Source organism: Aliidiomarina soli, from assembly GCF_003986975.1.
GTDB classification, from domain to species: Bacteria; Pseudomonadota; Gammaproteobacteria; order Enterobacterales; family Alteromonadaceae; genus Aliidiomarina; species Aliidiomarina soli.
The window spans coordinates 452,742-478,261 of sequence record NZ_PIPO01000002.1 but is presented as its reverse complement, the minus strand read 5'-3'; the positions used below and the strand labels follow the sequence as shown (position 1 = coordinate 478,261).

At 52.4% G+C, this 25,520-nt stretch carries 24 protein-coding genes and 5 tRNA genes; 3 read left to right on the top strand and 26 right to left on the bottom strand.

Features of this window, described 5'->3' with window-relative positions; genetic code table 11:
- Nucleotides 1-7: 7 nt before the first annotated feature.
- From rplA to CWE14_RS05795, 24 genes are all read right to left on the bottom strand, one after another.
- Nucleotides 8-706 carry a 50S ribosomal protein L1 gene (rplA, locus tag CWE14_RS05910; RefSeq protein WP_126788622.1) on the bottom strand — a complete coding sequence of 233 codons (699 nt, stop codon included), beginning with the start codon at nt 704-706 and terminating at the stop codon, nt 8-10.
- 4 nt (nt 707-710) lie between these two features.
- Nucleotides 711-1,139 (bottom strand): 50S ribosomal protein L11, encoded by a 429-nt coding sequence (gene rplK, locus CWE14_RS05905; RefSeq protein ID WP_126788623.1) that lies wholly within the window; start codon nt 1,137-1,139, stop codon nt 711-713.
- A 113-nt stretch (nt 1,140-1,252) separates the two neighbouring features.
- Nucleotides 1,253-1,798: a transcription termination/antitermination protein NusG gene (nusG, locus tag CWE14_RS05900; RefSeq protein ID WP_126788624.1), complete on the bottom strand. Its 546-nt coding sequence runs from the start codon at nt 1,796-1,798 to the stop codon at nt 1,253-1,255.
- 29 nt (nt 1,799-1,827) lie between these two features.
- Nucleotides 1,828-2,205: a preprotein translocase subunit SecE gene (gene secE / locus CWE14_RS05895; RefSeq protein WP_126798537.1), complete on the bottom strand. Its 378-nt coding sequence runs from the start codon at nt 2,203-2,205 to the stop codon at nt 1,828-1,830.
- 57 nt (nt 2,206-2,262) lie between these two features.
- Nucleotides 2,263-2,339 (bottom strand) — tRNA-Trp (locus tag CWE14_RS05890).
- 122 nt (nt 2,340-2,461) lie between these two features.
- Nucleotides 2,462-2,995: a hypothetical protein gene (locus CWE14_RS05885; protein ID WP_126798536.1), complete on the bottom strand. Its 534-nt coding sequence runs from the start codon at nt 2,993-2,995 to the stop codon at nt 2,462-2,464.
- A 12-nt stretch (nt 2,996-3,007) separates the two neighbouring features.
- Nucleotides 3,008-3,748: a glycerophosphodiester phosphodiesterase gene (locus CWE14_RS05880; RefSeq protein ID WP_126798535.1), complete on the bottom strand. Its 741-nt coding sequence runs from the start codon at nt 3,746-3,748 to the stop codon at nt 3,008-3,010.
- 74 nt (nt 3,749-3,822) lie between these two features.
- Complete coding sequence (locus CWE14_RS05875) at nt 3,823-4,290, bottom strand: hypothetical protein (protein ID WP_126798534.1); 468 nt, start codon at nt 4,288-4,290, stop codon at nt 3,823-3,825.
- Nucleotides 4,291-4,462: 172 nt separating this feature from the next.
- On the bottom strand, nt 4,463-5,647 hold the full coding sequence (gene tuf / locus CWE14_RS05870; RefSeq protein WP_126788614.1) for an elongation factor Tu: 1,185 nt from the start codon (nt 5,645-5,647) through the stop codon (nt 4,463-4,465).
- Nucleotides 5,648-5,762: 115 nt separating this feature from the next.
- Nucleotides 5,763-5,838: transfer RNA gene (locus CWE14_RS05865), tRNA-Thr, on the bottom strand.
- 17 nt (nt 5,839-5,855) lie between these two features.
- A tRNA-Gly gene (locus tag CWE14_RS05860) sits at nt 5,856-5,930 on the bottom strand.
- Nucleotides 5,931-5,968: 38 nt separating this feature from the next.
- Nucleotides 5,969-6,053, bottom strand: a tRNA-Tyr gene (locus CWE14_RS05855).
- Between the two features lie 17 nt (nt 6,054-6,070).
- A tRNA-Thr gene (locus tag CWE14_RS05850) sits at nt 6,071-6,146 on the bottom strand.
- Between the two features lie 191 nt (nt 6,147-6,337).
- On the bottom strand, nt 6,338-7,636 hold the full coding sequence (locus tag CWE14_RS05845) for an adenylosuccinate synthase (protein WP_126798533.1): 1,299 nt from the start codon (nt 7,634-7,636) through the stop codon (nt 6,338-6,340).
- Between the two features lie 67 nt (nt 7,637-7,703).
- On the bottom strand, nt 7,704-8,855 hold the full coding sequence (locus CWE14_RS05840) for an aminotransferase class V-fold PLP-dependent enzyme (RefSeq protein ID WP_126798532.1): 1,152 nt from the start codon (nt 8,853-8,855) through the stop codon (nt 7,704-7,706).
- Between the two features lie 100 nt (nt 8,856-8,955).
- The gene (hflC, locus tag CWE14_RS05835) at nt 8,956-9,843 is read right to left on the bottom strand and encodes a protease modulator HflC (RefSeq protein WP_126798531.1); all 888 of its coding nucleotides are present in this window, start codon (nt 9,841-9,843) and stop codon (nt 8,956-8,958) included.
- A gap of 2 nt (nt 9,844-9,845) precedes the next feature.
- Nucleotides 9,846-11,030 (bottom strand): FtsH protease activity modulator HflK, encoded by a 1,185-nt coding sequence (gene hflK, locus CWE14_RS05830; protein WP_126798530.1) that lies wholly within the window; start codon nt 11,028-11,030, stop codon nt 9,846-9,848.
- A gap of 47 nt (nt 11,031-11,077) precedes the next feature.
- Nucleotides 11,078-12,370, bottom strand: coding sequence for a ribosome rescue GTPase HflX (hflX, locus tag CWE14_RS05825; RefSeq protein ID WP_126788632.1), 1,293 nt, complete (start codon nt 12,368-12,370; stop codon nt 11,078-11,080).
- Nucleotides 12,371-12,388: 18 nt separating this feature from the next.
- Nucleotides 12,389-12,652 carry an RNA chaperone Hfq gene (hfq, locus tag CWE14_RS05820; protein WP_126788633.1) on the bottom strand — a complete coding sequence of 88 codons (264 nt, stop codon included), beginning with the start codon at nt 12,650-12,652 and terminating at the stop codon, nt 12,389-12,391.
- Nucleotides 12,653-12,752: 100 nt separating this feature from the next.
- Nucleotides 12,753-13,727: a tRNA (adenosine(37)-N6)-dimethylallyltransferase MiaA gene (miaA, locus tag CWE14_RS05815; protein ID WP_126798529.1), complete on the bottom strand. Its 975-nt coding sequence runs from the start codon at nt 13,725-13,727 to the stop codon at nt 12,753-12,755.
- Nucleotides 13,721-15,433, bottom strand: a complete 1,713-nt coding sequence (gene mutL, locus CWE14_RS05810; protein WP_126798528.1) for a DNA mismatch repair endonuclease MutL — start codon at nt 15,431-15,433, stop codon at nt 13,721-13,723. Before mutL ends, miaA begins: the two co-directional genes overlap by 7 nt.
- Nucleotides 15,433-16,743, bottom strand: coding sequence for an N-acetylmuramoyl-L-alanine amidase (locus CWE14_RS05805; protein WP_420837098.1), 1,311 nt, complete (start codon nt 16,741-16,743; stop codon nt 15,433-15,435). The genes mutL and CWE14_RS05805 overlap by 1 nt, the downstream gene beginning before the upstream one ends.
- A 35-nt stretch (nt 16,744-16,778) precedes the next feature.
- Nucleotides 16,779-17,240 (bottom strand): tRNA (adenosine(37)-N6)-threonylcarbamoyltransferase complex ATPase subunit type 1 TsaE, encoded by a 462-nt coding sequence (gene tsaE, locus CWE14_RS05800; protein ID WP_126798526.1) that lies wholly within the window; start codon nt 17,238-17,240, stop codon nt 16,779-16,781.
- On the bottom strand, nt 17,230-18,747 hold the full coding sequence (locus tag CWE14_RS05795; protein WP_198676539.1) for an NAD(P)H-hydrate dehydratase: 1,518 nt from the start codon (nt 18,745-18,747) through the stop codon (nt 17,230-17,232). The genes tsaE and CWE14_RS05795 overlap by 11 nt, the downstream gene beginning before the upstream one ends.
- Before the next feature lie 39 nt (nt 18,748-18,786).
- On the opposite strand from CWE14_RS05795, the gene queG reads away from it, so the two are divergent.
- Nucleotides 18,787-19,947 carry a tRNA epoxyqueuosine(34) reductase QueG gene (gene queG, locus CWE14_RS05790; protein WP_420837096.1) on the top strand — a complete coding sequence of 387 codons (1,161 nt, stop codon included), beginning with the start codon at nt 18,787-18,789 and terminating at the stop codon, nt 19,945-19,947.
- A 15-nt stretch (nt 19,948-19,962) separates the two neighbouring features.
- Here queG and CWE14_RS05785 read toward each other — a convergent pair whose 3' ends face one another.
- Nucleotides 19,963-20,166 (bottom strand): YheV family putative zinc ribbon protein, encoded by a 204-nt coding sequence (locus tag CWE14_RS05785; RefSeq protein ID WP_126788638.1) that lies wholly within the window; start codon nt 20,164-20,166, stop codon nt 19,963-19,965.
- 89 nt (nt 20,167-20,255) lie between these two features.
- On the opposite strand from CWE14_RS05785, the gene CWE14_RS05780 reads away from it, so the two are divergent.
- Nucleotides 20,256-22,178 carry an ATP-binding cassette domain-containing protein gene (locus CWE14_RS05780; RefSeq protein ID WP_126798525.1) on the top strand — a complete coding sequence of 641 codons (1,923 nt, stop codon included), beginning with the start codon at nt 20,256-20,258 and terminating at the stop codon, nt 22,176-22,178.
- Nucleotides 22,130-22,537, top strand: coding sequence for a TIGR02444 family protein (locus CWE14_RS05775; RefSeq protein WP_126798524.1), 408 nt, complete (start codon nt 22,130-22,132; stop codon nt 22,535-22,537). The genes CWE14_RS05780 and CWE14_RS05775 overlap by 49 nt, the downstream gene beginning before the upstream one ends.
- A 13-nt stretch (nt 22,538-22,550) precedes the next feature.
- Here the strand turns inward: CWE14_RS05775 and ptrA are convergent, their stop codons facing one another.
- Nucleotides 22,551-25,451 (bottom strand): pitrilysin, encoded by a 2,901-nt coding sequence (ptrA, locus tag CWE14_RS05770; protein ID WP_126798523.1) that lies wholly within the window; start codon nt 25,449-25,451, stop codon nt 22,551-22,553.
- Between the last annotated feature and the right edge of the window lie 69 nt (nt 25,452-25,520).

Below are 25,520 nucleotides of genomic sequence, written 5' to 3'. Positions count from 1 at the left end.
ACCAGCCTTAAGCTTTATCGCTTAGGGTACCTTGGTCAACACGAACGCCTGCGCCCATAGTGGTCGACAAGCTAATGCGTTTAATAAACGCACCTTTCGCAGAAGACGGCTTGGCTTTCTTAAGAGCAGCCAGCAGTGCTTCTAAATTTTCTTTCAGTTTAGCGTCATCGAAATCTACACGGCCGATAGTGCAGTGGATGATACCATTTTTGTCGTTACGATACCGAACCTGACCAGCTTTTGCGTTTTGAACCGCAGTTGCTACGTCTGGGGTAACCGTACCAGTTTTCGGGTTTGGCATCAGACCACGAGGACCTAAAACCTGACCTAACTGGCCAACAACGCGCATTGCATCAGGTGATGCAATAACAACGTCAAAATTCATTTCGCCTTTCTTCACTTGCTCAGCCAGGTCTTCCATACCAACCAGGTCTGCACCAGCAGCTTTTGCTTTTTCAGCATTGTCGCCAGAGGTGAATACGGCTACACGAACATCACGGCCAGTACCGTTAGGCAGTACAGTTGCACCACGAACGTTTTGGTCTGATTTACGTGCATCAATTCCCAAGTTGACTGAAACGTCTACGCTTTCAGTGAACTTGGCAGTTGCTAATTCTTTCAACAAAGCGATTGCTTCGTTTACGTCGTAATCGCGAATTTCAACTTTTTCGCGAATGGTACGCATACGCTTAGTTAGTTTTGCCATTGCATTAACCCTCTACGTTCAAGCCCATTGAGCGAGCTGAACCCGCGATAGTACGAACTGCTGCATCCATAGACGCTGCAGTCAGATCCGGATCTTTCATAGTAGCGATTTCTTCTAACTGAGCGCGGGTAACGGTACCCACTTTCTTCTTGTTAGGCTCGCCTGAACCACTTTTGATACCCGCTGCTTTTTTCAGCAAGAACGCTGCAGGAGGAGTCTTAGTGATAAAGGTGAAAGAACGGTCTTCAAACACAGTGATTTCAACTGGAACCGGAGCACCTTTTTCAAGGTTGTCTGTTTGCGCGTTAAACGCTTTACAGAATTCCATGATGTTAACACCGTGCTGACCCAATGCTGGACCTACGGGTGGTGAAGGGTTAGCTGCACCAGCTGCTACTTGCAGCTTGATAATGGCACTTACTTTTTTAGCCATGTTTCTCTACCTCTGCTATGGGTTAAACGCCTCGCCAGACCTTGAGGAAGGTGGCTCAAATGGCTTCCCGATGAAAATTTGAGCGCGGATTATATACAAATCCGCGGCTCTGATCAAGACTTTTCGACTTGACCGAAATCTAAATCGACCGGCGTCGAGCGGCCAAAGATTGAAACCGAGACTTTCATCCGGCTCTTTTCGTAATCGACTTCTTCAACCGTACCATTGAAATCTGCAAACGGACCGTCGGTAACCCGTACCACTTCGCCCGGTTCAAACATCGTTTTCGGACGCGGTTTGTCTTCAGACTCATTGAGACGATTCAGTATTGAATCCGCTTCTTTGCTGGTAATAGGAGCAGGTCGCTCAGCAGTACCACCAATAAAGCCAAGTACTCGCGGCGTACTTTTAACTAAATGCCAGGTGTCTTCGTTCATCACCATTTGCACCAGTACGTAACCGGGGAAGAACTTGCGCGCGCTTTTACGGCGCTGACCACCACGCATTTCTACAACTTCTTCGGTCGGTACTAAAACCTCACCAAATAAGTCTTCCATGCCCTGCGTTTTAATGTACTCAAGCAAGGTTTTCTGTACGCGCTGCTCGTAGCCAGAGAAAGCCTGTACTACATACCAACGTTTTTTCTGTTCTTCCGCCATGATGATCTCCGCTTGGTTTGCAGCTTAAATTACGCGCTAATACCAGTTGCCATACCGACAACCCGCACTAGAATCCCGTCGAGGCCCCATAACAGCAGTGCCACAATCAAGGTCGCAATTAATACGATCGCTGTGGTTTGGGTTGCTTCTTTACGGCTTGGCCAAACCACTTTGCGTACTTCAATACGGCTTTCTTTAGCAAACGAAATAAACGTCTGACCTTTCACGGTACGGCTTGCTATCAGACCCGCTGCAACAACAAGTAAAACCACTCCCAGGGCACGAAACACCACTGATACGTCATCATACATGTAGTTACCGACGACTGCCGCCGCCAGCAGCGCAATCACGATGACCCACTTAAGGGCTTCCATTGGGGTAGATTGACTCTCTGTATTTGCACTCATGGTTGCTAATCCTGCAATGTACGCTTAACACCAAATGCCGAAGCACTCTGTCGAATATGGCAGGGGTGGAGGGATTCGAACCCCCAACCGTCGGTTTTGGAGACCGCTGTTCTACCAATTGGAACTACACCCCTAAAAACACATACCACCCAAATCTTGGACTAACCCCGTGTAGAAGGAAAACAAGGGAAATGAAGGCTGATTAGGATGGACGCCGTATTATACCGATCAAACTTGCGAAAGCAAGGCCGCGCGCTTAGTTAAACCTGTAGCCAAAGGTAATATTGAGTCCGCTAGCGGTTTCTCCAGCCCGCGAACCATAGCCGTAGGACACGCCAACATGGAAACCACCGAGGGACGCACCGCGAGGGTGGTAGTTATAGGCAAGTAGCCCCCCATAGATAACATCATGGTAATCGGTTCGGTAGTGCCACCGACCGGCGGTGTCCTGCTCGACAAAATACCTCCAGCGATGACCAACCGGTGCGATGCCAATGCCAAGAGCATGCTCACCGCTTGCTGCATTGATCAAATCGAAACGGTGATACATCAGGCTTGCACCATAGGCCTCACCAGCAATCCGATGGCTATTCACAAGCCCGCCACCGACGGTAATCTTGTCATTATCGGTCACTCGCTCGATGGTGGCGCCCAAGCCGCCATATTCCGGCCCTGCGCCTACACCCACATGGTAGGTGGTTTGGGCCAATGCGGCGCCTGAGCAAAGTATGCTAACTGCGCCGAGTATCCATGCCTGAGTCATCGCCTGTTCCTGTCGTTTTAGGTTCATCTTTATCGTTAACTATCCGCGCTTTGTCGACAAGTCACGCATCAGGTGCGCGTGATTTGTCAGCAGCTCATCGACGCCGGCTTTGAGTGCCTGTTCATGTTCGACCAGCGTTTCTGGCAAGTAACCAATGACCTTCGCATTCTGTTTGTGATAACGCTTCACCAGGCCGGCACCGAGTAACGGCAGTCCGCCAAGTTTAGGTGGGATCGCATACACCTGCTCTGCCTTTACACCCAATGCAGCCGCTCCCACCAACGCCGACAGCCCTGCACGCACGCACGCTTTGTCCCGTGCCAGACAAAACGCATTATCTATGGTGCGCTGGACCTGTACTTCGTGGTCCGGGTGCCACATCAGAAAACGTGCACGATTCGTCAACAGAGCTTCTGCCTTTGGATCTCGCATCCAGTGCTCAAGTTGCCTGATAGTTTGTTCGGCGCTATCGGGCTTAATATCCAAAATCCAGTTTAAATGGCTGTAGCGCTCAATGAACTCGTCAAAAAAAAGCAATGGCTCACCTTTGATCAGCTTGATCGCCTCTAGCTCTTTTCGGGTTAGCTGATTGACGGTAGTTGTTTGCGCACTGATACGCGACAGTTCAGGGTCGTGACAAAGCACAATGTGGCCATCGCGAGTCGTACGCAAGTCGGTCTCGAGGTGATCGAAACCCAGTTCTATGGCGTCTTCAAACGCCTTTGCAGTGTTCTCAGTGGCATTCTTGGTATACCCACGGTGACTGATCCAGGTGGTCATTGACGCCTCCTACTAACTACAAGTATCTATAGTGTACGACAGACTCAACTAAGCCACCATCGCAACCGCCGCCGCTAAAATTGATAGCCGAGCGACAGCGCTACCATTTTTCTGCGGTCCCTACCATCACTAACCAAGAAACTCAGCCCTACGACAAGGCCAGTATTTTGCATTCCATCACTATAATAGTGATAGCTTGGACCGCCACCCCAAACCGTTTTGTTGGTATAACTTTCATCGCCGATTGCGCCAATATACACGCCTAGCGCATGGCGGTTAGGCGCAAATCTGGCTTCACTCAGCAAACCAGTGTGTCGCCAGGACAGGCCTGCGCCATAGCTATGGCCATAGCTCGAATACGTTGTTAGTCCGGCGCTTAAAGCGATTGATTGTTTTCCGAAGTGATGCGCAGCATACCCGCCCAGTCCCGAATACGAGAATCCGAGCCCTAGGCCGAAAGTTAGATCACCCTCTTTCGCCTGAGCGCCTGAAACGGGTAAAAATAGAGTCAAAGTAAGTATACAAACTAAAATACGTGGCATCACTGTCATTCCTTAACAACCATATATCCAATAAAATGAACAGCGATTTCAACACAATATCAACATAACTTCGAGTGGAATTTATAATTCCACAAAACAAAAAGGGCTCCCAATGGGAGCCCTTTTCTCGATATTGCTGTTGGCTGACCGCAGGCTAAGCCTGCGCTACCAATTAATCTAAGATCTTAGATACAACACCAGCGCCTACAGTACGGCCACCTTCACGGATGGCGAAACGCAGACCGTCGTCCATCGCGATTGGTGCAATCAGGTCCACTACGAACTTGATGTTGTCACCAGGCATAACCATCTCTACGCCTTCTGGCAGCTCTACAGCACCAGTAACGTCAGTCGTACGGAAGTAGAACTGTGGACGATAGCCTTTGAAGAATGGAGTGTGACGTCCGCCTTCTTCTTTGCTCAGTACGTACACTTCTGCTTCAAACTTGGTATGCGGAGTGATTGAACCTGGCTTAGCCAATACTTGACCACGCTGGATATCTTCACGCTTAGTACCACGCAACAATGCGCCGATGTTCTCGCCTGCACGACCTTCGTCAAGCAGCTTACGGAACATCTCAACACCCGTTACGGTTGTCTTCGTAGTGTCTTTGATACCCACGATTTCAACTTCGTCACCAGTATTCACGATACCGCGCTCTACACGACCTGTTACAACAGTACCACGGCCTGAGATAGAGAATACGTCTTCGATTGGCATCAGGAACGGCTTGTCGATGTCACGCTCTGGCTCTGGAATGTAAGAATCCAGGGCTTCGGCCAGCTCAACAATTTTCTTCTCCCATGCTTCGTCACCTTCCAGTGCTTTCAGAGCTGAGCCCTGAATAACTGGCAGGTCGTCGCCTGGGAAGTCGTACTCTGACAGAAGTTCACGAACTTCCATTTCTACCAGCTCAAGCAGCTCTTCATCGTCAACCATGTCACATTTGTTCATGAATACAACGATGAAAGGTACGCCTACCTGACGAGACAGCAGGATGTGCTCACGAGTCTGTGGCATTGGGCCATCTGTCGCAGCGACTACCAGAATAGCGCCGTCCATCTGAGCAGCACCGGTGATCATGTTTTTCACGTAGTCAGCGTGACCTGGGCAGTCAACGTGCGCATAGTGACGGATCGGAGTGTCATACTCAACGTGTGACGTTGAGATAGTGATACCACGCTCACGCTCTTCTGGAGCGTTGTCGATTGATGCGAAGTCTTTTGCCGCACCGCCGTAAACTTTTGCCAATACAGTGGTGATCGCCGCCGTTAGCGTGGTTTTACCATGGTCAACGTGACCGATAGTACCGACGTTTACGTGCGGTTTACTACGTTCAAATTTTTCTTTAGCCATGACAGCCTCTCTTTAATACGCTCGGTGACGATACTCACCAGTGCTTAGGTTTATAAAACATTCAATTTAATGCAGAGGCAGGAAGCTGGCAAAGAAGAATAAGAACGCAAAAGAATGGTGCTGATAGGCGGATTTGAACCGCCGACCTCACCCTTACCAAGGGTGCGCTCTACCAACTGAGCTATATCAGCACGGATTATGTTCTTATTGGAGCGGGTGGCGGGAATCGAACCCGCATCATCAGCTTGGAAGGCTGAGGTAATAGCCATTATACGACACCCGCAAATCTTACTTTCGGCTACCTGGGGTCTGCAGAAAAAATGGTGGAGGGGGCAGGATTCGAACCTGCGAAGGCTGAGCCGTCAGATTTACAGTCTGATCCCTTTGGCCACTCGGGAACCCCTCCACAAATTTTTTTCTAAATGGTGCCGGCACCAAGAGTCGAACTCGGGACCTACTGATTACAAGTCAGTTGCTCTACCAACTGAGCTATGCCGGCTTCACCGTTTAGGTGGAGCGCATTCTATGGCATGGATTTTACTCTTGCAACAGCTAATCGGGATTTTTTTTGATTTTTGCGGCTAAGTGCTCAATTTTTGCCTAAAGCGGGTGCTTTTTACACATTTAGCTGCAAACGCAAGGTAGGTTTAATGACAGGCATCTCCCCTACCTTACGGCTTCTTTCAACGCTTACGCCGAGAACGGATGGCGCAAGGTTATCGTCTCGATCCGATCCGGACCCGTTGAGATAATATCAACCGGAACCTCAAGCAACGCTTCGATTCGGGCAATGAAAGCCAGCGCTTCGGCAGGCAACTGTTCGTGCTTCGTCGCGCCTATGGTCGGTTGCTGCCAGCCTTTCATGGTCTGATAGACCGGTTCGACGGCATCGTAGTCTTCCGCTGATAAAGGCGGTAACTCAACAACCTCTCCAGACGGTAACTTATACCCGGTACAAATCTTAACTTCGTCCAGACCATCGAGAACGTCTAACTTGGTCAGACAAAGGCCACTAATCGAGTTCAGCTGAACAGCGCGGCGCATGGCAACGGCATCAAACCAGCCAGTACGTCGCTTACGGCCGGTGGTAGCGCCGAATTCGTGCCCTTTCACCCCTAAATGCTGACCAACATCGCATTCAAGCTCGGTCGGGAACGGACCTGAGCCCACCCGGGTGGTATAGGCTTTGACAATACCCAGCACATAATCGATATAACGCGGACCAAAACCGGCGCCTGTGGCAACGCCACCGGCCGTGGTATTCGAAGAGGTCACATAGGGATAGGTACCATGGTCGATATCAAGCAGCGTGCCCTGAGCGCCTTCAAACATCATATGATCGCCATTGCGGCGAGCCTTATCCAGAATACCCGGAATATCGGCAATCATTTTAATCAGTACAGGGGCGATTTCTTTGCAATACGCAAGAACCGCATCGGCATCCACTGCTGGCTGCTTATAATACTCAGTCAACGAGAAGTTATGATATGCGATGACTTCCCGTAGCTTGGCCTCAAACCGCTCCATATTTAACAAGTCACCGACACGTAAAGCACGGCGTGCGACTTTGTCTTCATATGCAGGGCCGATACCACGTCCGGTGGTGCCAATTGCTTCTTTACCACGTGCCAGCTCGCGCGCTTTGTCGAGTTCTACATGGTAGGGAAGTATGAGCGGACATGCCTCACTGATAAGCAGACGGTCACGGACAGGTACACCGCGCTTTTCCAGCATCTCAACTTCTTCCATCAGTGCTTCTGGTGACAACACCACACCATTGCCAATCAGGCAGGTGACGTTTTCACGCAAAATTCCAGACGGGATTAAGTGCAGAACAGTCTTTTCACCATCGATGACTAGCGTATGGCCAGCATTGTGACCACCCTGATAGCGGACTACGTAAGTTGCCTTGTCTGTAAGCAGATCGACAATTTTACCTTTGCCCTCGTCACCCCATTGGGTGCCAAGAATAACGACGTTTTTACCCATGATTCTCAAGCAGTGGAAAATTAAGCCGCGATTCTATCAAAGCGGCGTTCAGAATTCACCCAAATTTTCAGCCTTTAATCTGCGCAAAGTCTTCTGGGTTCTGATATAACGCGAAGCCAAACCGCAAGCGGTCGTGTCGATAGTCCGTTGCTACACCCTGTTCGCGTAGTCGCGACGCGAGTCTGCTGACATCATCGGCTGACGCCAGCTTGAAGGCGAAAAAGTGGCCATGGGTTGAGAAGTCATCGACCAGTAAGTTCGCACGTGTCAATTGTGGGTGCTGCAGGCTATCTATGTGTTCTAAGAACGCATCCTGCAGCGAGCGTATATAGCGATCAATAACATCGGCACTCAACCCTTGCTCTTGCCATAGCTTCAATACCGCTTCGAATCGATACAGCGCGCTATAATCCATGGTTGAACCGGCAAACCGGAAGCCGTCTGCTGCGTACTCAACTGCGCCTTGTTGCGGCTTGGCCAGGTTTTCAAAGTCAGCAAACCACCCCGTGTACTCAGGTCGTAACGAACAGTCCGTCGGCACAACGATAAAGCAGGTTCCCTCACCGGCCTGGGCATATTTATAGCCCCCGGCGATATAGAAAACTCGCTGCTCATAGGCTGACCAGTCGGTCGGTATGGCGCCAAAGCCATGGTAGCCATCGACCACGATAACGCTGTCATCGCGCAGCACTGCATCCAACCATAAGCGAGGCTCGGGCGCCGCCACCCCGGAATTAAAAAACACCTGGCTAATAAAAATTAAATCATACTCAGAGGCGGCAACCGCGTCGCGCCAGCGCTCGGCGAAACTGTCGAACGGCTCGGTCGCAACCCGTTCTATCTGCACATTGCCGCGTTCCAGTAAACGACGGCTCTGCCGGTTAAAGCTATGAAACTCACTGTCGGTGGTAAGAATTTTAATCGCTTTAGCGGGGTCAAAACAGCTTAAGATCCGGTATACAAATTCATGTGTATTTGGCGCAAATGTAATTTGCTGTGGCTGACTGATATTCAGCCGCCCGGCAATTAACGCCTGCACTGAGGGGACCCGCTGAGAAAAGATGACATCCCATTTGTCATCAGCATACTGCGCCGCGTCATCCCAATACTGCATATGAGCCTCACGGGTAACATCCGGCCAATAATAATGACTATGCGGGGAGCAATGCAGAATATCTGGCCGCTGGGCCAGGAAGCGCGAATACAGATGTTTATACATAAGGTCTCCTTGGTTGCTGTCGCAAGCATACAAAAAAGCCGATGTCAGGCCTACCTGCACATCGGCTTTTTAATTCACAGTCGTTACAACCTTAGCAAAGCTAGTCGTTGTTAGTACCGCTCATTTGACTCAAATAACGGAAGAACTCGCTATCCGGGCTTAACACCAATACATCATCGCCACCGGCAAAGCTCGCCCGGTAGGCTTCCATACTGCGCAGGAAGGCAAAGAACTCTGGGTCCTGGCTGTATGACTCACCATAGATACGAGTTGCTTCAGCGTCTCCTTCACCACGGATCTGACGTGCCTGACGCTGTGCATCAGCCAGCATAACGGTGACCCGAGCGTCGATATCAGCACGGATGAATTCCGCTTCAGCGCGACCTTCAGCACGGTGTTCACGTGCTACCGCATTACGTTCAGCACGCATCCGGGCAAAAATAGACTGGCTAACCTCGGTCGGCAAGTTGATTTGCTTCACCCGCACGTCGAGAATTTGCACCCCTAAGTCAGATGCACCGTCGCCAGCCTGAACCAACGCCTGCTCCATCAATTCATCCCGCTCACCGGAAACGATATCGCGAATGGTACGGGTACCAAACTCGCTGCGCAGGCCAGAGTTAATGCGTCGCATTAACAGATCTTCAGCCTGACGTTCATTACCGCCGGTGGATAAATAGAATTGCGAGAAGTCGGAAATACGCCATTTCACAAAAGCATCAACGATAAGGTCTTTCTGCTCGCTGGTAATAAAGCGATCCGGCTGACCATCCAGGGTTTTCACCCGGGCGTCCAGTTTTCTGATCTGCTCAATAAAAGGCACTTTAAAATGCAGGCCTGGCTGATAGACCACCGCCTGACCGCTTTCGTCCTGGGCGATTTTACCAAAACGAATCACAATCGCGCGCTCGCCTTCAGACACTGTGAACAGTGATGAATAGCCAAGTATTGCTAGAATCACAGCGACAACAATCAATAGATTACGCATGCTTAGTTACCTCCCCGGCCACTTGTGCCACGGCTTGTGCCACCGCGAATACCTTCTGGTTGAATCACCTCTGGTGAGCCACCCGATGTTCCCGGAGCACGCTGTTGCGAGCCGGTTGGCAATAATGGAGCCGTCTGCTGCTGGCGATTTTTCATAATCTGATCAAGCGGCAGATAGAGCATATTATTGCTGCCATCGACATCGACGAACACTTTCGCGTTGTTGGAGTAAATTTCCTGCAACGTTTCAATGTACATACGCTGACGCGTGGTCTCTGGTGATATTTGGTACTGCGCGACTAATTCATTAAATCGTGCAACCTCACCTTGCGCTCGCAAAGTAACCTGCTCTTTGTATGCCTGAGCTTCCTGTTGCATACGACGAACCTGACCACGTGCTGCTGGCTCGCGTTCACCGGCATAGGCTTCAGCTTCGCGGATGAAACGCTCTTCATCTTCCTGAGCGGCGATGGCATCATCAAATGCATCACGCACTTCTTCAGGTGGACGGGCTGGCAGGAAGTTAACATCTATCACTTCTAAACCAAGGTCATAGCGCTCAACCAAACGGTCAATAATTTCCCAGGTTTGCTGGCGGATCTGTTCACGACCCACAGTCAGGATATTATCCATGGTGTTGTGTCCGACAACATATCGTAATGCACTGTCGGTACTCTGTGCCAGACTTGAGTCAGGTGATTCGACGTTATACAGATAGGCACGGGCATTGGTGACCCGGTACTGCACACCCAGTTCAACCCGAACCACGTTTTCGTCTTCAGTCAGCATAAAGCCACTGGTGGTTTGCGACTGGACGTTATTCACGTCGACATTGCTGACGCTATCAACAAAGGTCGGACGCCAATGCAGGCCAGAACCAACTTCGGTGTGGTAGGCACCAAAACGCAGTACCACACCACGCTCAGCTTCATTGACGGTATAGAAGCCAGAAATGAACCACACCACCAGCGCCAGCACCGCAACCAAAATTAATCCTTTGGTTGGTACGCCACCACCACTGCGGGTTCCGCCACCTTTACCTTTGCCGCCTTTACCGCCAAGACCTAATTTGCCTAGCAGGTTTTTCAGAGCTTCGTCCAGATCAGGGGGACCCTGATCTTTACCACCCTGATTATTCCATGGGTCGCGGTTTTTATCGCCGCCATTCCCCGGTTGATTCCAGGCCATCGATTACTCCACATTAAACATAAATAATTTGACCTTACTTGAAGGCACTAACCCGCATCGCGTACGAAGCCAGTCAGTTTTTCCGCATAATTCTTGAGCAGACGCTGCCACTCGATAGCAGGCATTCGCACAGATACTAACATATCACCATTATCAAGTATCTGCTCACTTTCAACGCATTCAAGCGCGTACAAATGACTGCGTAGTTTACCTTCCTCGGGTGGCAGGCGTAAACTCTCGGCCACCATTTGCTTAGCCAGGCGCTCTTCTAAAGCCTGCAGCAGCAACTCACAACCCTGCCCGGTTTGCGCTGACAACCAAACCCGCTGTGGCAGCCCCTGGTCGTCGTAATCAATCCGCGGTTGTTGTGAATCAAGCCTGTCTATCTTGTTACAGACCAGCAACTGGGGCGTATCAGCCGCTTCAATTTCGGCCAGTACCGCATCTACCTGACGCTGATTATCTGCCTGGCGCTCGTCACTGATATCCATCACATGGAGCAATAAGTCTGCGTCCCGTGTTTCCTGCAGAGTGGCTTTAAATGCAGCAACCAGGTCGTGCGGCAAGTGACGAATGAAACCCACCGTATCGGCGAGGATCACCGGCCCCACGTCCTTTAATTCTATTTTTCGTAGCGTCGGATCCAGTGTTGCGAAAAGCTGATCCGCTGCATACACAGTCGAGTTAGTAATCCGGTTGAACAAGGTTGATTTACCCGCGTTGGTATAACCAACCAGCGCCAGAGTGGGAATCTCAGCGCGAAGACGAGCGCGGCGGCCTTGTTCTCGTTGCTTTGCTACTTTAGCGAGGCGCGCCAGGATTGCTTTAATACGAGCCCGTAACAAACGACGGTCCGTCTCCAGCTGGGTCTCCCCTGGCCCACGTAGTCCAATCCCACCTTTCTGTCGCTCAAGGTGAGTCCAGCCCCGGATCAGACGGGTCGAAATATGGCGCAGCTGAGCGAGTTCAACCTGCAGTTTACCTTCATGGGTACGGGCTCGTTGCGCGAAAATGTCCAGGATCAGACCGGTCCGGTCGAGGACCCGACACTGAAATACTTTTTCCAGATTGCGTTCCTGCGACGGAGACAAGGCATGGTTAAAAATTACGATATCCGCCTGGTGAGCTTTCACCAGAGCAGCTATTTCGTCCGCTTTGCCGGTACCGATGAATAATTTAGCATCCGGCGCACGCCGACTGGTTGAAACAACATCTAACGCTTCAACTCCAGCCGACGACACCAGTAATGCTAATTCTTCTACATCTTCACGCGCGGACTCGTTGGGGAAATCAACATTGACGAGTATTGCCTGCTCGCCGCCTTCATATCTATCAAACAAGCGAGCTACCTCTGCTTACTAGAGTTGTCCGACACTACCTTCCTCTTCATCACCGTTTGCTGTCGGGTGATAATTGTTAGGGATCCGGGATGGTACAACAGTCGAAATGGCATGTTTATAAACCATCTGACTAACAGTATTTTTTAACAGCACTACGAACTGGTCAAATGATTCAATTTGGCCCTGTAGCTTGATACCGTTTACTAAATAAATCGAAACGGGAATACGCTCACGACGTAACGCATTCAAAAATGGGTCCTGTAAGGTTTGCCCCTTGGCCATGAGTAGGTTCCTTTAGCAATTTGTTATTAGAATTAATGCTTCGTGTAGCACGCATTAGTGTAGCAACATATTTAGATAAATGAGGTCAATTTCTGAGAAATCAAGTTTTTTTTAACCACATCTGTGGCTGGCTTGGTTGCTCACTCTGCAATATAGACCACGCCCTGTCAGCAAGGTTCTCACGCTCCGGGTCAAGCCAATGTAAATCCGGCCAGCTTCGCAACCAGGTGATTTGCCGTTTCGCCAGTTGCCGGGTCGCGGCAACCCCCTTCAGAATCATCTCCGGGTAGCTATAATCGCCATCAAGGTATTGCCACATCTGACGATAGCCAACACAACGCATTGACGGCATATCAAGGTGTAAATCCCCGCGCTGGCGCAATGCCTCGACCTCAGCCTGAAAGCCTTGCTCCAGCATTTGCTCAAAGCGACGTTCAATACGTTGATGGAGGACACTTCGATCATCCGGTGCTACCGCAAACTGGAAACTGGGTAGGTGTAAGCCTGGCTCACGCGTTGCGGTCATGTCGGTCAGCGACTTACCACTGAGATGAAAAACTTCCAGTGCTCGTAAAATGCGCTGCGGGTCATTGGGGTGAATTCGCCCTGCGGACACCGGGTCAATCGCCTCCAGCTTTTGATGCATGCTGGCCCAGCCGTTTGCTTCGGCCTCGTCGCTAAGCCGCTGGCGCAGTTCAGCATCGGCTTCCGGTAAATTGGACAGCCCACCCAGCAACGCGCGGTAATAGAGCATGGTTCCACCCACCAGCAAGGGCGTTTTGCCGGCCTGCAGCGCGTCTTTGATGCACTGCAGCGCATCCTGACGAAAATCCGCTGCCGAGTAGGTTTGTGCCGGGTCTTTTATATCTACCAACTGATGAGGGTAACAGGCCCGCTCCTCAAGCGTCGGTTTCGCGGTGCCTATATCCATTTGGCGGTAAATCAGTGCCGAATCGACACTGATAATAGAACAGGGCTGGCGGTCAGCCAGAGTCATCGCTAATTGGGTTTTGCCTGCGGCGGTCGGCCCGGAGATGCAGATAACATACCCGTTGTTCTCATCAGTCTCTAGCATAGTGCACGCCAGTCAAGTTTACGCAGATGATCGCAGGCACGCCCTAGTGCAAGTGCCTGTTGCCACCAATAAGCGGCCTGTTCGTCGCTATACTGAGGTTGGGTCACTTGCGCCGCTAACCAGCTCGCAAGCTCGCTCTCATCCGTACCCTGCTTGCGCAATAAAGCCAGCAGGTTATGCAGAGAGTCTTCAACAGAATGGTGGCGTAACATAGCGGGAACCTGCATCACTATGACTTTATCCGTACTCAATGGTTTAAGCATAACGCCGAGCTTCGCCAGCTGATGCACCGAGGCCTCGCTCAGCGCATGATCCAGCTTCAATTGAACCGGTACCAGCAATGGCTGGCCACTCAAGCCCTGAGCTAACTTCTGCAGCAAACGAGACCGCTCGACTTCATAGTGCAGCTCACTGACCCGCGCCAGGCTCAGGTCACTACCCTGCCTTACCAGCACGTAGGTCTGTTCCAGCACCGTCAGCAGTTGCGTATCTGTAGGTGTGTCCGTGCGCGCGGCGGGACGTTCATCCGCTGCCGGTGTCATCAACTGCTGATAGCCAGCAAACGCCGCTGAACTTGACTGGGAACGGGATTCTGGCCGCTCAGTGGGCGAGAGCGGTTGCTCCTGAGCCGTCTGCCCGCTGCGCTCTGGCTGGTGGTAAAAATGCTGTGGTGGTGGCTGATACTCGTCCCCACCTTCAGTTTGCGGGGTCGTGCCCGGCAACGCCTGACGTAAAGACTGCAAGACAAAGTCGTGTACCTGACGTGCCTGATGAAAACGCACTTCGTGCTTAGCCGGGTGCACATTGACATCAACATCCCGCGGAGGCAGTTCCAGATACAACACAAAGGTGGGTTGTCGGTCATCGCCCAGCTGTTCACCATATGCCTGTCGTATCGCATGATTGAGTAACTTGTCTTTCATCATCCGACCGTTGACATACATATACTGAATATCACCCTGATGGCGACAATGCGCTGCCGGTGCAACCCAGCCGCGCAGCAGCCAGGGAGCTACTTCAGCCTGCAGGCTCAGCGCATGCTGTGCAAAGGCATTGCCAACAATAGAACTGAGTCGCTGCGTGGCGTTGCTTTCATCCCGCAAGGGCCGGTAGTCACGAATTCTGCGACCATTATGCTGCAGCAGAATGCGCACACGCGGGCAACCCAGTGCAATACGCCGGACGACTTCGTCGATGTGGCCGAATTCGGTTTTTTCCGTGCGCATGAACTTGCGTCGGGCGGGCGTATTAAAAAACAGGTCCTGCACGTCAATCGTGGTGCCGGTGGGGTGCGCCGCTGGTTGAATTTGCACCCGCATCTCACGTCCTTCACAGAACGCTTGCCATGCCTCTGTCTGGGCCGCCGTTTTTGAAGTCAGCGTTAACCGCGAGACAGAGCTTATACTGGCCAGTGCCTCACCACGAAAACCTAATGAGGCAATGCTTTCAAGGTCGTCCAGCGAGCTGATTTTACTGGTCGCATGGCGACTCAACGCCAGCTCCAGCTGATCCCGTTCGATACCGCTACCATTGTCACGAATACGAATCCGCCGCGCCCCTCCTTGCTCAATGTCGATGAGCAGTTCACTGGCGCCGGCATCAATGCTGTTTTCGACCAGCTCTTTGACCACCGATGAGGGACGTTCTACTACTTCTCCGGCAGCAATTTGGTTAGCCAGCTGGGCGGGTAATTGACGGATCGGCATCAGGAAATAGGAATATCCAGTACTTGCCCAACCCGTAGCGTGGTCGAACTGAGGTTATTGCGCCGCTGAATAGCCCGCACTGTTGTACCGTAGCGCTGAGCCAGTATCGATAGTGACTCGCCTGACTTAACCGTATGCTGACGTTCCGTTTGGTTGGCGAGAATAGTACCGTCCAGCGGATGATTGACAAAGAACTCCCGGGTACCACGATAAAGCGCCTCAGCCAGGCGCTGCTGGTGAGCACTATTACGCATTTGTGTTTCCTCGTGGGGGTTCGATATAAAGCCCAGCTCAACCAATACCGACGGGATATCCGGACTATTCAGTACGGCTAAGCTAGCGGCTTGTGGTTGGCGGCTGTGTAAACGCGTCACCGTACTCAACTGATCAATAAAAATATTCGCCGCGTCAAAGCCACCGCTCATGGAACTGTCCAGTGACATATCCAGCAAGGTTCGCGCCAGATAAATGTCATCGCCATTGCTAGAGAGTACCTCCGCGGCTCCGCCAAGCAGTTCAGAATGCTGCTCTCGGTTCTCCAGCCAACGACCTAACTCTGAGTTCGCCCGACGTCGCGACAACACCCAGACCGACGCGCCGCGCGGCTGAGGCGATGTGAACGCATCGGCGTGAATTGAAATAAACATATCGGCCCGTTGACCACGCGCTACGCGAGTGCGCTGATTCAATGGCACACCGTAGTCACCGGTGCGCACCAGCACCGCTTTCATGCCGGGATCCGCGTTAATTAATGCGGCCAGCTTGGTCGCCACGGGTAGCGTGATATTCTTTTCATAGACGCCAGAGGGGCCAATTGAACCTGGATCTTCTCCGCCGTGACCGGCATCTATAGCGACAATAACTTCGCGTTCAGGCAACCGGTCAGCGCTGCGTGTAACTCGCTGTTCAGGCACCGACTGGCCCGGAATATCAACCACCAACCGGTGACCATAGCGTTCATTCGGAGGTAACGCGAAAATTACCGGTTCAACCTGGTCACTGAGCTCCAGCACAATCCGCGCGGTCGAGCTATCCGGTGGCGAACTGGTGCGCACGCGCCCCACCATCAGTGACTCGAAGTCCAGCGCATCAAGGTTGACCTGGTTGCGGGTATTGTGAAAATCAATCACCAGCCGATAGGGCTGGCTATCATACAGGGTAAAGTAACTGTGAGTGGGCGCCTCAGCCAAATCAAACACAATACGCGTCTTATCCGGCGCAGGCCAAACCCGCACAGATTCAATGGCTTCTGCCGCCATGACCTGTGGACTGGCCAGAACGGCAAACAGTAGTAGCGCACTGGTTATCATTTTTGTCATGATTATCTTTATCATGGTGTTTTACTTCAACTTACAACTTTTTTCAGGCAAGTTTCACCGGCCGAGGTCCGTGCTGTAATCATCACGTCTCGCCCGCCATCAGAATTTTCCCGCAATTCAACGTCGAGATCCGCTGGCGGTAGCAGCCCAAAGCCTCGCTCCGGCCATTCTACTAAGCATACACAATCATCAGTGAAATAGTCACGAATTCCCATAAATTCGAGTTCTTCCGGATCCTGTAAACGGTATAAGTCAAAATGAAAAACGCGCATCGCGTTAAATTCATAAGACTCCACCAACGCATAGGTGGGGCTTTTTACCGCCCCCTGATGCCCCAGTGCCTGTACCAGGCCCCGTGTGAACGTGGTTTTCCCCATCCCCAGGTCGCCCTGTAAGTAAATTACCAGCGGCGCATGCAACGCGGTTGCCAGCTGTGAGCCTAGTTCAATAGTCTGGCGCTCATCCGCCAGAGTTCGCTTAATCATCATCTGTGTTTACTTGTTTCCGTATTGCGTCCATTAAGTCGCTGGCTAACATGCCCCGGGGCGCTGCCTGCGCGGCTTCATCCGCGGCCGAGCCGTGCAACAATACGGCATAGCCGACGGTTTCAGCCAAATTCTGACGTAACTGCATCGAATGGCTGAAAAGTGGTGCCAATAAAGCCGCAATGATACCTGTTAAGGTGTCCCCCATGCCAGCACTTGCCAGCCCAGGATTACCCGTGGTGTTCACAGCGGTGTACTCCTGGCCATGGACGATGCTGCCTGCGCCTTTAAGAACCACGATACCGCCAAATTGTTCCTCTAACCTGGTGGCGGCCAGCCAACGATCTGCCTCAACCTCGCTGCCCGAACACTGCAGGAGCCGCGCGGCCTCACCCGGGTGGGGTGTCAGCACCCAGTCTTCGCGTCGGTTGGCCGACTTTGCCAACCAGTTCAGGGCATCGGCATCAACCACCATAGGCGCATCGTAGTCAGCGACCTTTTGCCACCATGCCTGCCCCCAACTGCCTTGTCCCAGGCCCGGACCAACCGCAATCACATCCGCCTCTGCCAGTAATTCATCCGCCGCCTGGTCGCCCGCGTCCAATCCGCGAACCATCAGTTCCGGCTGCAGCCCGACTAAACTTTGTTGCCCTGGCTGGCAAATCACTGAGACCTTTCCTGCCCCGGCCCGTAATGCCGCTAAACCTGTTAGTCGGGCCGCACCCGCCATACCGTCGCTACCGCCAATCACCAGGACATGGCCGAACATGCCTTTGTGACTATTCCAGGGGCGCTTGCTAAATGCATGCTGCAACTGACTGGCATCCAAACGCCAGACTGAAGCTTCATTCAACGCCCGAAACTCGCGCAAGATACCGAGATCTGCAAACCAGTGCTTACCGCAATAGTCGCCTGCCTGGCCGGTAAACATGCCGCGTTTGGCCGCCACCATGGTAATAGTATGCGTGGCCGTAACAGCACACCCCAATACCCGCCCGCTGTCAGCGTTCAGCCCACTGGGCACGTCGACCGCCAGCACTGGTATGCCGCTTTCATTGAGCGCGTCTATCACTTCCGCAATTTCACCGCGGACATCGCTGGTAAGGCCGGTGCCGAGCAAGGCATCAATTACCACATCCGCTTCAACGTCCTGCCAGTCACTCAGTGACTCGGTCTGGCCACCCTGCTGATGCCACTCTTGCTGCGCACGCTGGCTGTCTGCGGTGGTCGGCGCTTTGACCGCACACACCCGTACAGAATAACCAGCCAGGCTAGCAAGCTTGGCAACCACATAGCCATCGCCGCCGTTGTTACCACTGCCACACAGCACCAGTACCCGCTGCGGCACCGGGTACTCTGCATGCAGGCATTCAAATACGGCGCGGCCAGCTCTATCCATCAACTGCCACATCGACAAGCCGGCGAGCTCAGCAGCGCGGCCTTCTGTCTCGCGCACTTGTTCAGGCCGGTACAGTTGCTGTGGTATGCTCTGCGTTATAAACCTGTTCATTTGTTACCTTCGCTTACCTTGCTGAGGAATCGCCTTACCATGCCAATCACCACGCCAGTCACCATGCCAGACTCCATCGATTATCACGCTCTCGCCCGCGACATCAAAGAATGGGGAAAAGAACTTGGCTTTCAGGATGTTGGTATTACTGACCTCGATCTTAGTCAACACCAGGCCAGCTTACAAAAATGGTTAGACAATGAATACCACGGCGAAATGGAATACATGCAACGGCATGTTGATCTGCGTCTGCACCCTGAGTTGCTGCACCCGGGTAGCGTGCGTGCTATCTGCGTTCGTATGGACTATCTGCCCAAAGGGGCGCTCTTTGCAAAGGTTCTGAAAAACCCACAACTTGGCTATGTCAGCCGCTATGCCCTAGGTCGTGACTACCACAAGCTAATGCGTAAGCGCCTGAAAAAGCTCGGCGACCGGATTAAAGCGGCCTTCGCTGATACCGACTTTCGTCCGTTTGTCGACAGCGCACCGGTGATGGAACGTCCCCTGGCAGAAAAAGCGGGGCTTGGCTGGACGGGTAAACACAGTTTGCTGCTGGACAGTAAAGATGGCTCCTGGTTTTTCCTCGGCGAGCTGTTCATCAACCTGCCCTTACCTGTGGATGAGAAGCAGCCCGAACAGTGCGGTAAATGCACGGCCTGTATGACCATCTGTCCGACCCAGGCTATCGTGGAACCTTATGTGGTTGACGCACGTCGTTGTATTTCCTACCTGACCATTGAACTTCAGGGACCGATTCCCGAGGAGTTCCGTAGACCGATGGGCAACCGTATATACGGATGTGATGACTGCCAGCTAATCTGCCCCTGGAACCGCTATGCTACGCCTACCGACGAAGGCGATTTCGCGCCACGTCATCAGCTCCACGCGCCTGAATTACTGACCTTGTTCGGATGGGACGAAGCGACTTTTCTGCAGCAGACAGAGGGCTCGCCAATTCGCCGCATCGGTCACCAGCGATGGTTACGCAATATTGCGGTTGCTCTTGGCAACGCGCCCTACAGCGAGGATATCGTAACTGCGCTGCAATCGCGGCAACACGAGGTCAGCGACATGGTTAGCGAACACATTGCCTGGGCTTTGGCCGAGCAGGCAGCGAAAAAAATCGACAGCCAACGTCCGTCGCAGCAAATAAAACGACTGGTCAGAGTGATTGAGAAAGGGCTACCGCGCGACGCGTAATCCGTTCACCGATTCTTAGTCCGGCTTAAACACGCCGATAACGCCATCAAAGGTCCGCTCTGACCCGCTACCCTGTTCTTTCGGCTCGCTCATTTTAAAGCCACATTCAACGCATTCCACATGCTCGACACCATGTTCGGTAAATAACATCAGGCTGTCGGCTGCATTGCATTCGGTGCAGGTTGCTCCTGCAATAAAGCGCTTTTTCTGACGCGTCATAGTTCACCTCTGCCTTTATCAATCTGACCCACTGTTCGCCCGGTTTGCCTGTGTTAAACTTGCCAGCACTCTTTTTCAGGTGGGCAGTTATGATTCAGGCAGACGGTTTAGCACTTATGCGCGGAGGCAAACAGCTTCTGCAAAACAGCGATTTTACCATTTTTCCCGGCCACCGTGTTGGATTAGTTGGCGCCAATGGTAGCGGCAAGTCGTCCTTGTTCGCCCTGCTGCGTGGCGAGCTAAAAGAAGATGCCGGCACCATTCAGGTTCCAGCTGGCTGGCAGATCGCCTCAGTTGCCCAGGAAACTCCGGCGCTGGATACCTCTGCACTGAATTACGTAATCAGTGGCGACCAGGAGTACACCGCCCTGACACAAAGCCTGGCCGACGCTGAGCAGGCAAATGATGGTCAAGCCATCGCCCGGATTCACGGTCAAATTGATGCCATCGGCGGTTATCAAATCGAAGCCCGGGCAGCGAGTTTGCTCTCCGGCCTTGGCTTCAGTCAGGCCCAGCTAAGCCAGCCAGTAAGTGCCTTTTCCGGCGGTTGGCGGATGCGTCTTAATCTGGCTCAGGCGTTGATTGCACGTTCGGACCTGCTATTACTCGATGAACCTACCAACCACCTTGATTTGGATGCTATCTACTGGTTAGAGAACTGGTTACTGCGCTACCCGGGTACCCTGGTGCTTATTTCCCATGACCGCGACTTTCTCGATGCGGTGGTGACACACACAATTCATATCGAGCGCCAGCAAACCCAGTGTTATAGCGGCAACTACACCAGTTTCCAGCGCCAGCGCAGTGAAAAACTGGCCCAGCAACGACAAACCTATGAAAAAGAACAGGCCCAACGCGCCCACCTGCAGAAATTCGTCGACCGCTTTAAGGCTCAGGCGACCAAAGCCAAGCAAGCACAAAGCCGGGTCAAAGCACTGGAAAAACTGACCGCCAGTGCGCCGATAGAAGACGCCGCCCCCTTTGTGTTCGAATTCCGTGAACCGGGTAAATTGCCTAACCCATTAATGGAGATGGAAAAACTTCGGGCTGGGTATGGTGACACCACCATTCTCGAGAACATCCATCTGAACCTGGTGCCCGGCAGTCGCATTGGTTTGCTCGGCCACAACGGCGCTGGTAAATCGACGCTGATGAAACTGTTGGCAGGCGAACTCAAGCCGCTGGCGGGCGAACGTCGGGTGAGCGCGGGCCTCGAAATAGGCTATTTTGCCCAGCATCAACTGGAAACACTGCACCCTGAAGAAAGCCCGATGACCCACATTCAGCGCCTTGATCCGCAGGCAACGGAACAGTCATTGCGTGATTATCTGGGCAGCTTTGGCTTTCATGGTGACGTGGTGTATGACCCAACCGGCCCGTTTTCCGGCGGTGAGAAGGCACGTCTGGTACTTGCACTGGTGGTGTATCAACGCCCTAATCTGTTATTGCTGGATGAGCCAACCAACCACCTCGACCTCGACATCCGCGAAGCACTGATGCGCGCGTTGCAAAGTTTCACCGGCGCCATGGTCATTGTCTCTCATGATCGCCACTTTTTACGCGCCACTGTGGATGATTTTTACCTGGTTGCCAACCAGTCAGTCCAGGCTTTTGACGGTTCACTGGAAGATTATCAGCGATGGGTTGAGGATGAGCGGGCGCAGCAAAAAGCGGTTGATAAAGAAGCCCAGTTAACCAGCAATGGCGGCAAAACCGAGAGCACGAAAGCCAACAAAAAAGAGCAACGACAAGCGGCCGCGGACAAGCGTAAGCAGCTCAAACCGGTAACAGATAAGGTAAAAGCTGCTGAAAAACGTATTCAGCAGGCCGAACAGGCATTGGCTCAATTGCACGATAAGCTCAGTGACAGCGAGCTTTACGAGGCAGCTCGAAAAGACGAGTTAACACGCCTGCTTCAGGAGCAGGCCCAGTATCAGACCCAATTGGATGAGGCCGAAGCGATATGGCTGGAACAAAGCGAGATTCTACAAGCGCTGCAAAGCGAGGATTAAGTTACCAGACACTTTGGCAGGCGGCGCTGCAAATCTATCAGGAGCCTGGTATGCAGGCGCGGTTGATTGCGGCTCAGGACAACGCCGGAGACAACGTTAATCTGGCGCTGCTGCAAATCTACCTGCAGCGCCAGGGCAACGCGCTCAGTGAGGCTCAGTTCAGTCAACTGGCGGCCTCGTTACAGCCGTTTTCTGCACAGCATACGGGGCAACTTCGCAAACTTCGCCGTGAACTGCTGGCAAGTGAGGCACTGGATGAAAAAAGCCGCCAGCAACTGAAAGAGCACTTGCTGGCGGCTGAACTTACCTTAGAGGCGGTGGAGCAGCGGCTGCTGGTCGATTTATACAACCAGCTATAACGCCACGCCCGCTTTATTCTTCAAACTGACGCTGGAATTCGGCGACGTCGTCTACCACCACCGCGTCATCAAGTTCAATCCAGTCACTGTCACTGAACTTAGTACCCCGTAACTGGATCAGAACCCGCATATTAGCGTCCGCCTGCAACACCTGCTGCTGATAAAAGGCCAGCATATCGTCAAGGCGCAGGTTCTCAACCGCAGCGATCAATTGATCTCTACTATCAAAGCTGAAGTTTTCACGACGCCAGTCAGCACGGATGCGGCCCGCTTCCTGACTAATATTTTGCGGCTGTTCACGCAGGCTTCCTAGCACCCCTTCTTTCGCCTCGGCAAAGGTGTCTTCGTCGAGAGTCTCAAGGTACTCAGTATACTCCGTACGGAAGCTGTCAAAGTGACCCATAATGTCAGGCAGGTTGGCAACCGAACTCTGGATATAGAAGCCTAATCCCGGATAATCCGCGACGGAGAGCTGAGTAACGCCCACTGCGTAACCAAGCTGCTTATCGGTGCGTAATTCGTTGAAGAAGCGGCTGTGCATAAGCTCCGCCAGCAAGCTTACCCGGGCCCGGGTTGCCGCTGATTCGTCGGCAAACAAATAGCTATCTAACAGCGCCACATCTTCAACCGGTACATCCTGCGCATGAATGACGGTTTGCCCCGGCTGCGGAGTAACCACTGGGTCTCGTGCATAATTAACCTCAGCAGTCACTGATACGATTCCGCTCAGGCGCTCGATCAAGGCTTCAACATCTTCAGTGGTGTAGTTGCCGACCACCAGGGCACGCAAATGAACATCATTGAGCAATGCATCACGCATGTCGACCACGTGGTTTAGCTTAACCTTGTCAATGGCTGCAAGCACCGTTGCATTGTCGTCGCCCGGCTTGTTCATTAACTGACTAAAACGAGGTCCCAACTGTTGCACCGGGAACTGCCGCGCCTGATTCTCAATATTACGGCGTAAGCGGTCTTTGATCTGGCTGAGACGCTCGGCGCTTGGTTCGTAGGATGCAAAGCTGGTCAGCACACGCTCAGCAAGTTGCGCCTGCTTGTCGTTAAAACCCGATAAGCTCAGGTTCAAACCCTGTTGCAGGCTCAGGTTATAACTGACACTGGCAATCGAGGCTTCACGGGCCAGCGCCTGCTCGGCAACATTGAATGCTTCGACCGCTATCGTGGCTGCGATCCGTTCCTGCAAATCGCGCTGCGCATGATCCTGATAAAACATCAGAGTGACATCGGCGCGCGGCTCACGGAACCTTTCGCTTACCTGTAACCATGCGCTGAGACCTGGTTCTTCAATAACCTGCTGAGCCGTTGTCGTTTCCGGCAGCGGTTTTACCGACAAGTCTTCGGGTAACAACGTATTGACCGACGGCAAGCCTACTTCGATCTCCGCAGCTTGTTCACGCCATCCGTTGATGATCTCGTCATTCAGCGGCTGCAGGCGATACTCGCCGTCGTAAAAATGCAGTGTTTGGTCAACCTCTTCGTTTTGCGACATAAACCAGACTCGTGCATTGTCCGACGTAAGCTGACTTAATAAGGCATTCACCGCATCACGGTTAAACCCGTCGAGCCGATAGGAGGCATCAATAACGTTCGCCACGGGGTAGTATTGCAATGCCGCCGCTAGTTGAGTTGCGTAGCTAAAGGCATCACCGCGCTGTAAAAACTGGAAACGGTTGCTAAGTACAGTGGCTAGCTCGTTGTAATGCGCGTCACTAATCCCTTCTTCGCGTAACGTATCCAGGTAATTAAAGAGCATGCCGGCGATTTGCTCACGATGAGCAAGTCCCGATTCGGTCAGTTCAGCCTGGATAATAAAACGTCCGCTATTGCCATAAGCGCCTGGCTGCGCGTAGGCATTAAGACTGTCCGCCCAACCCTGCTCGCGCAGGAATGCACCCGGTGTTCCCGGCATTTCAGAATTCACCATATAGGCCACCAGTTCATTCGGCTTCGAAGCAAACTGTTGACGGTTATTGTCGATGGTGAAATCAATCTGCAGAATGCGCATTTCCATCTGTGGCTTATAGAAGATCTGCACATTACGTTCGCGCTCAGTCACCGCTGGGACGTCGATTTCTGGCACCTCAGCATTGTGGTTAGGTACGTCAGCAAAATGGCGACGCGCCATCTCGGTGAGCTCCTCAACTGAGTAGTTACCAACAATAGAGGCCGTCATCAGATTGGCAGAGTAATAGCGCTCATAGAATGCGAGCATTTCTTCATACAGCACGCTGCCCTCTTTGTCGCCCAGACTTTCGTTGTTACCAATACGAAAGCGCGCAATCGGATGCTCAGGGTTCAACGTCATATTATTGAGTTTGAAAAGAATAAACCCGTCCGAGGCACGACGCATCGACCACTCAGAATCGACTGCGTTGATTTCCTTTTCCGAGTACTCAGGATCAAAAATCGGCGCTTTGAAAAAGTCGGAAAAACGGTCCAGTGCTTCATCGAGACGGTCATTATTTATCTGGAACATATAATTGGTATGGTCATCAGCGGTGTACGCATTATGCATGCCACCGTGACGCGACATATATTCACCATATTCGTCCGGGTCCGGGTACTTTTCAGTCCCCAAAAACAGCATATGCTCGAGGTAGTGCGCCAGGCCAAGTTGCTGCGCCGGGTTTTGCATACTTCCGACGTGTACGTTCAGTGCGGCAGCCGCTTTATCGGCATTGCTGTCACTGACCACCAGCACGGTAAGGCCATTGTCCAGGCGGACCACACCATAGTCACGTTCGTCGTTAGGACTCACGTAAACGTCGCCGGACTGCGCTGCGGGGCTATCCTCCGCCTGTTCAGCGGGCTGACATGCCGTTAGTGCGGTAAACACCAAGGCAACTAAGGCTGCGGACGTTGCCCGCTTGACTCGTTGCAACAATAATTCACTCATTATCTTCTAACATCCTGACTGTAGTTGTTAATGAAAAGTTACCCATTATGCAGCGCAGTGTGCTGGCTT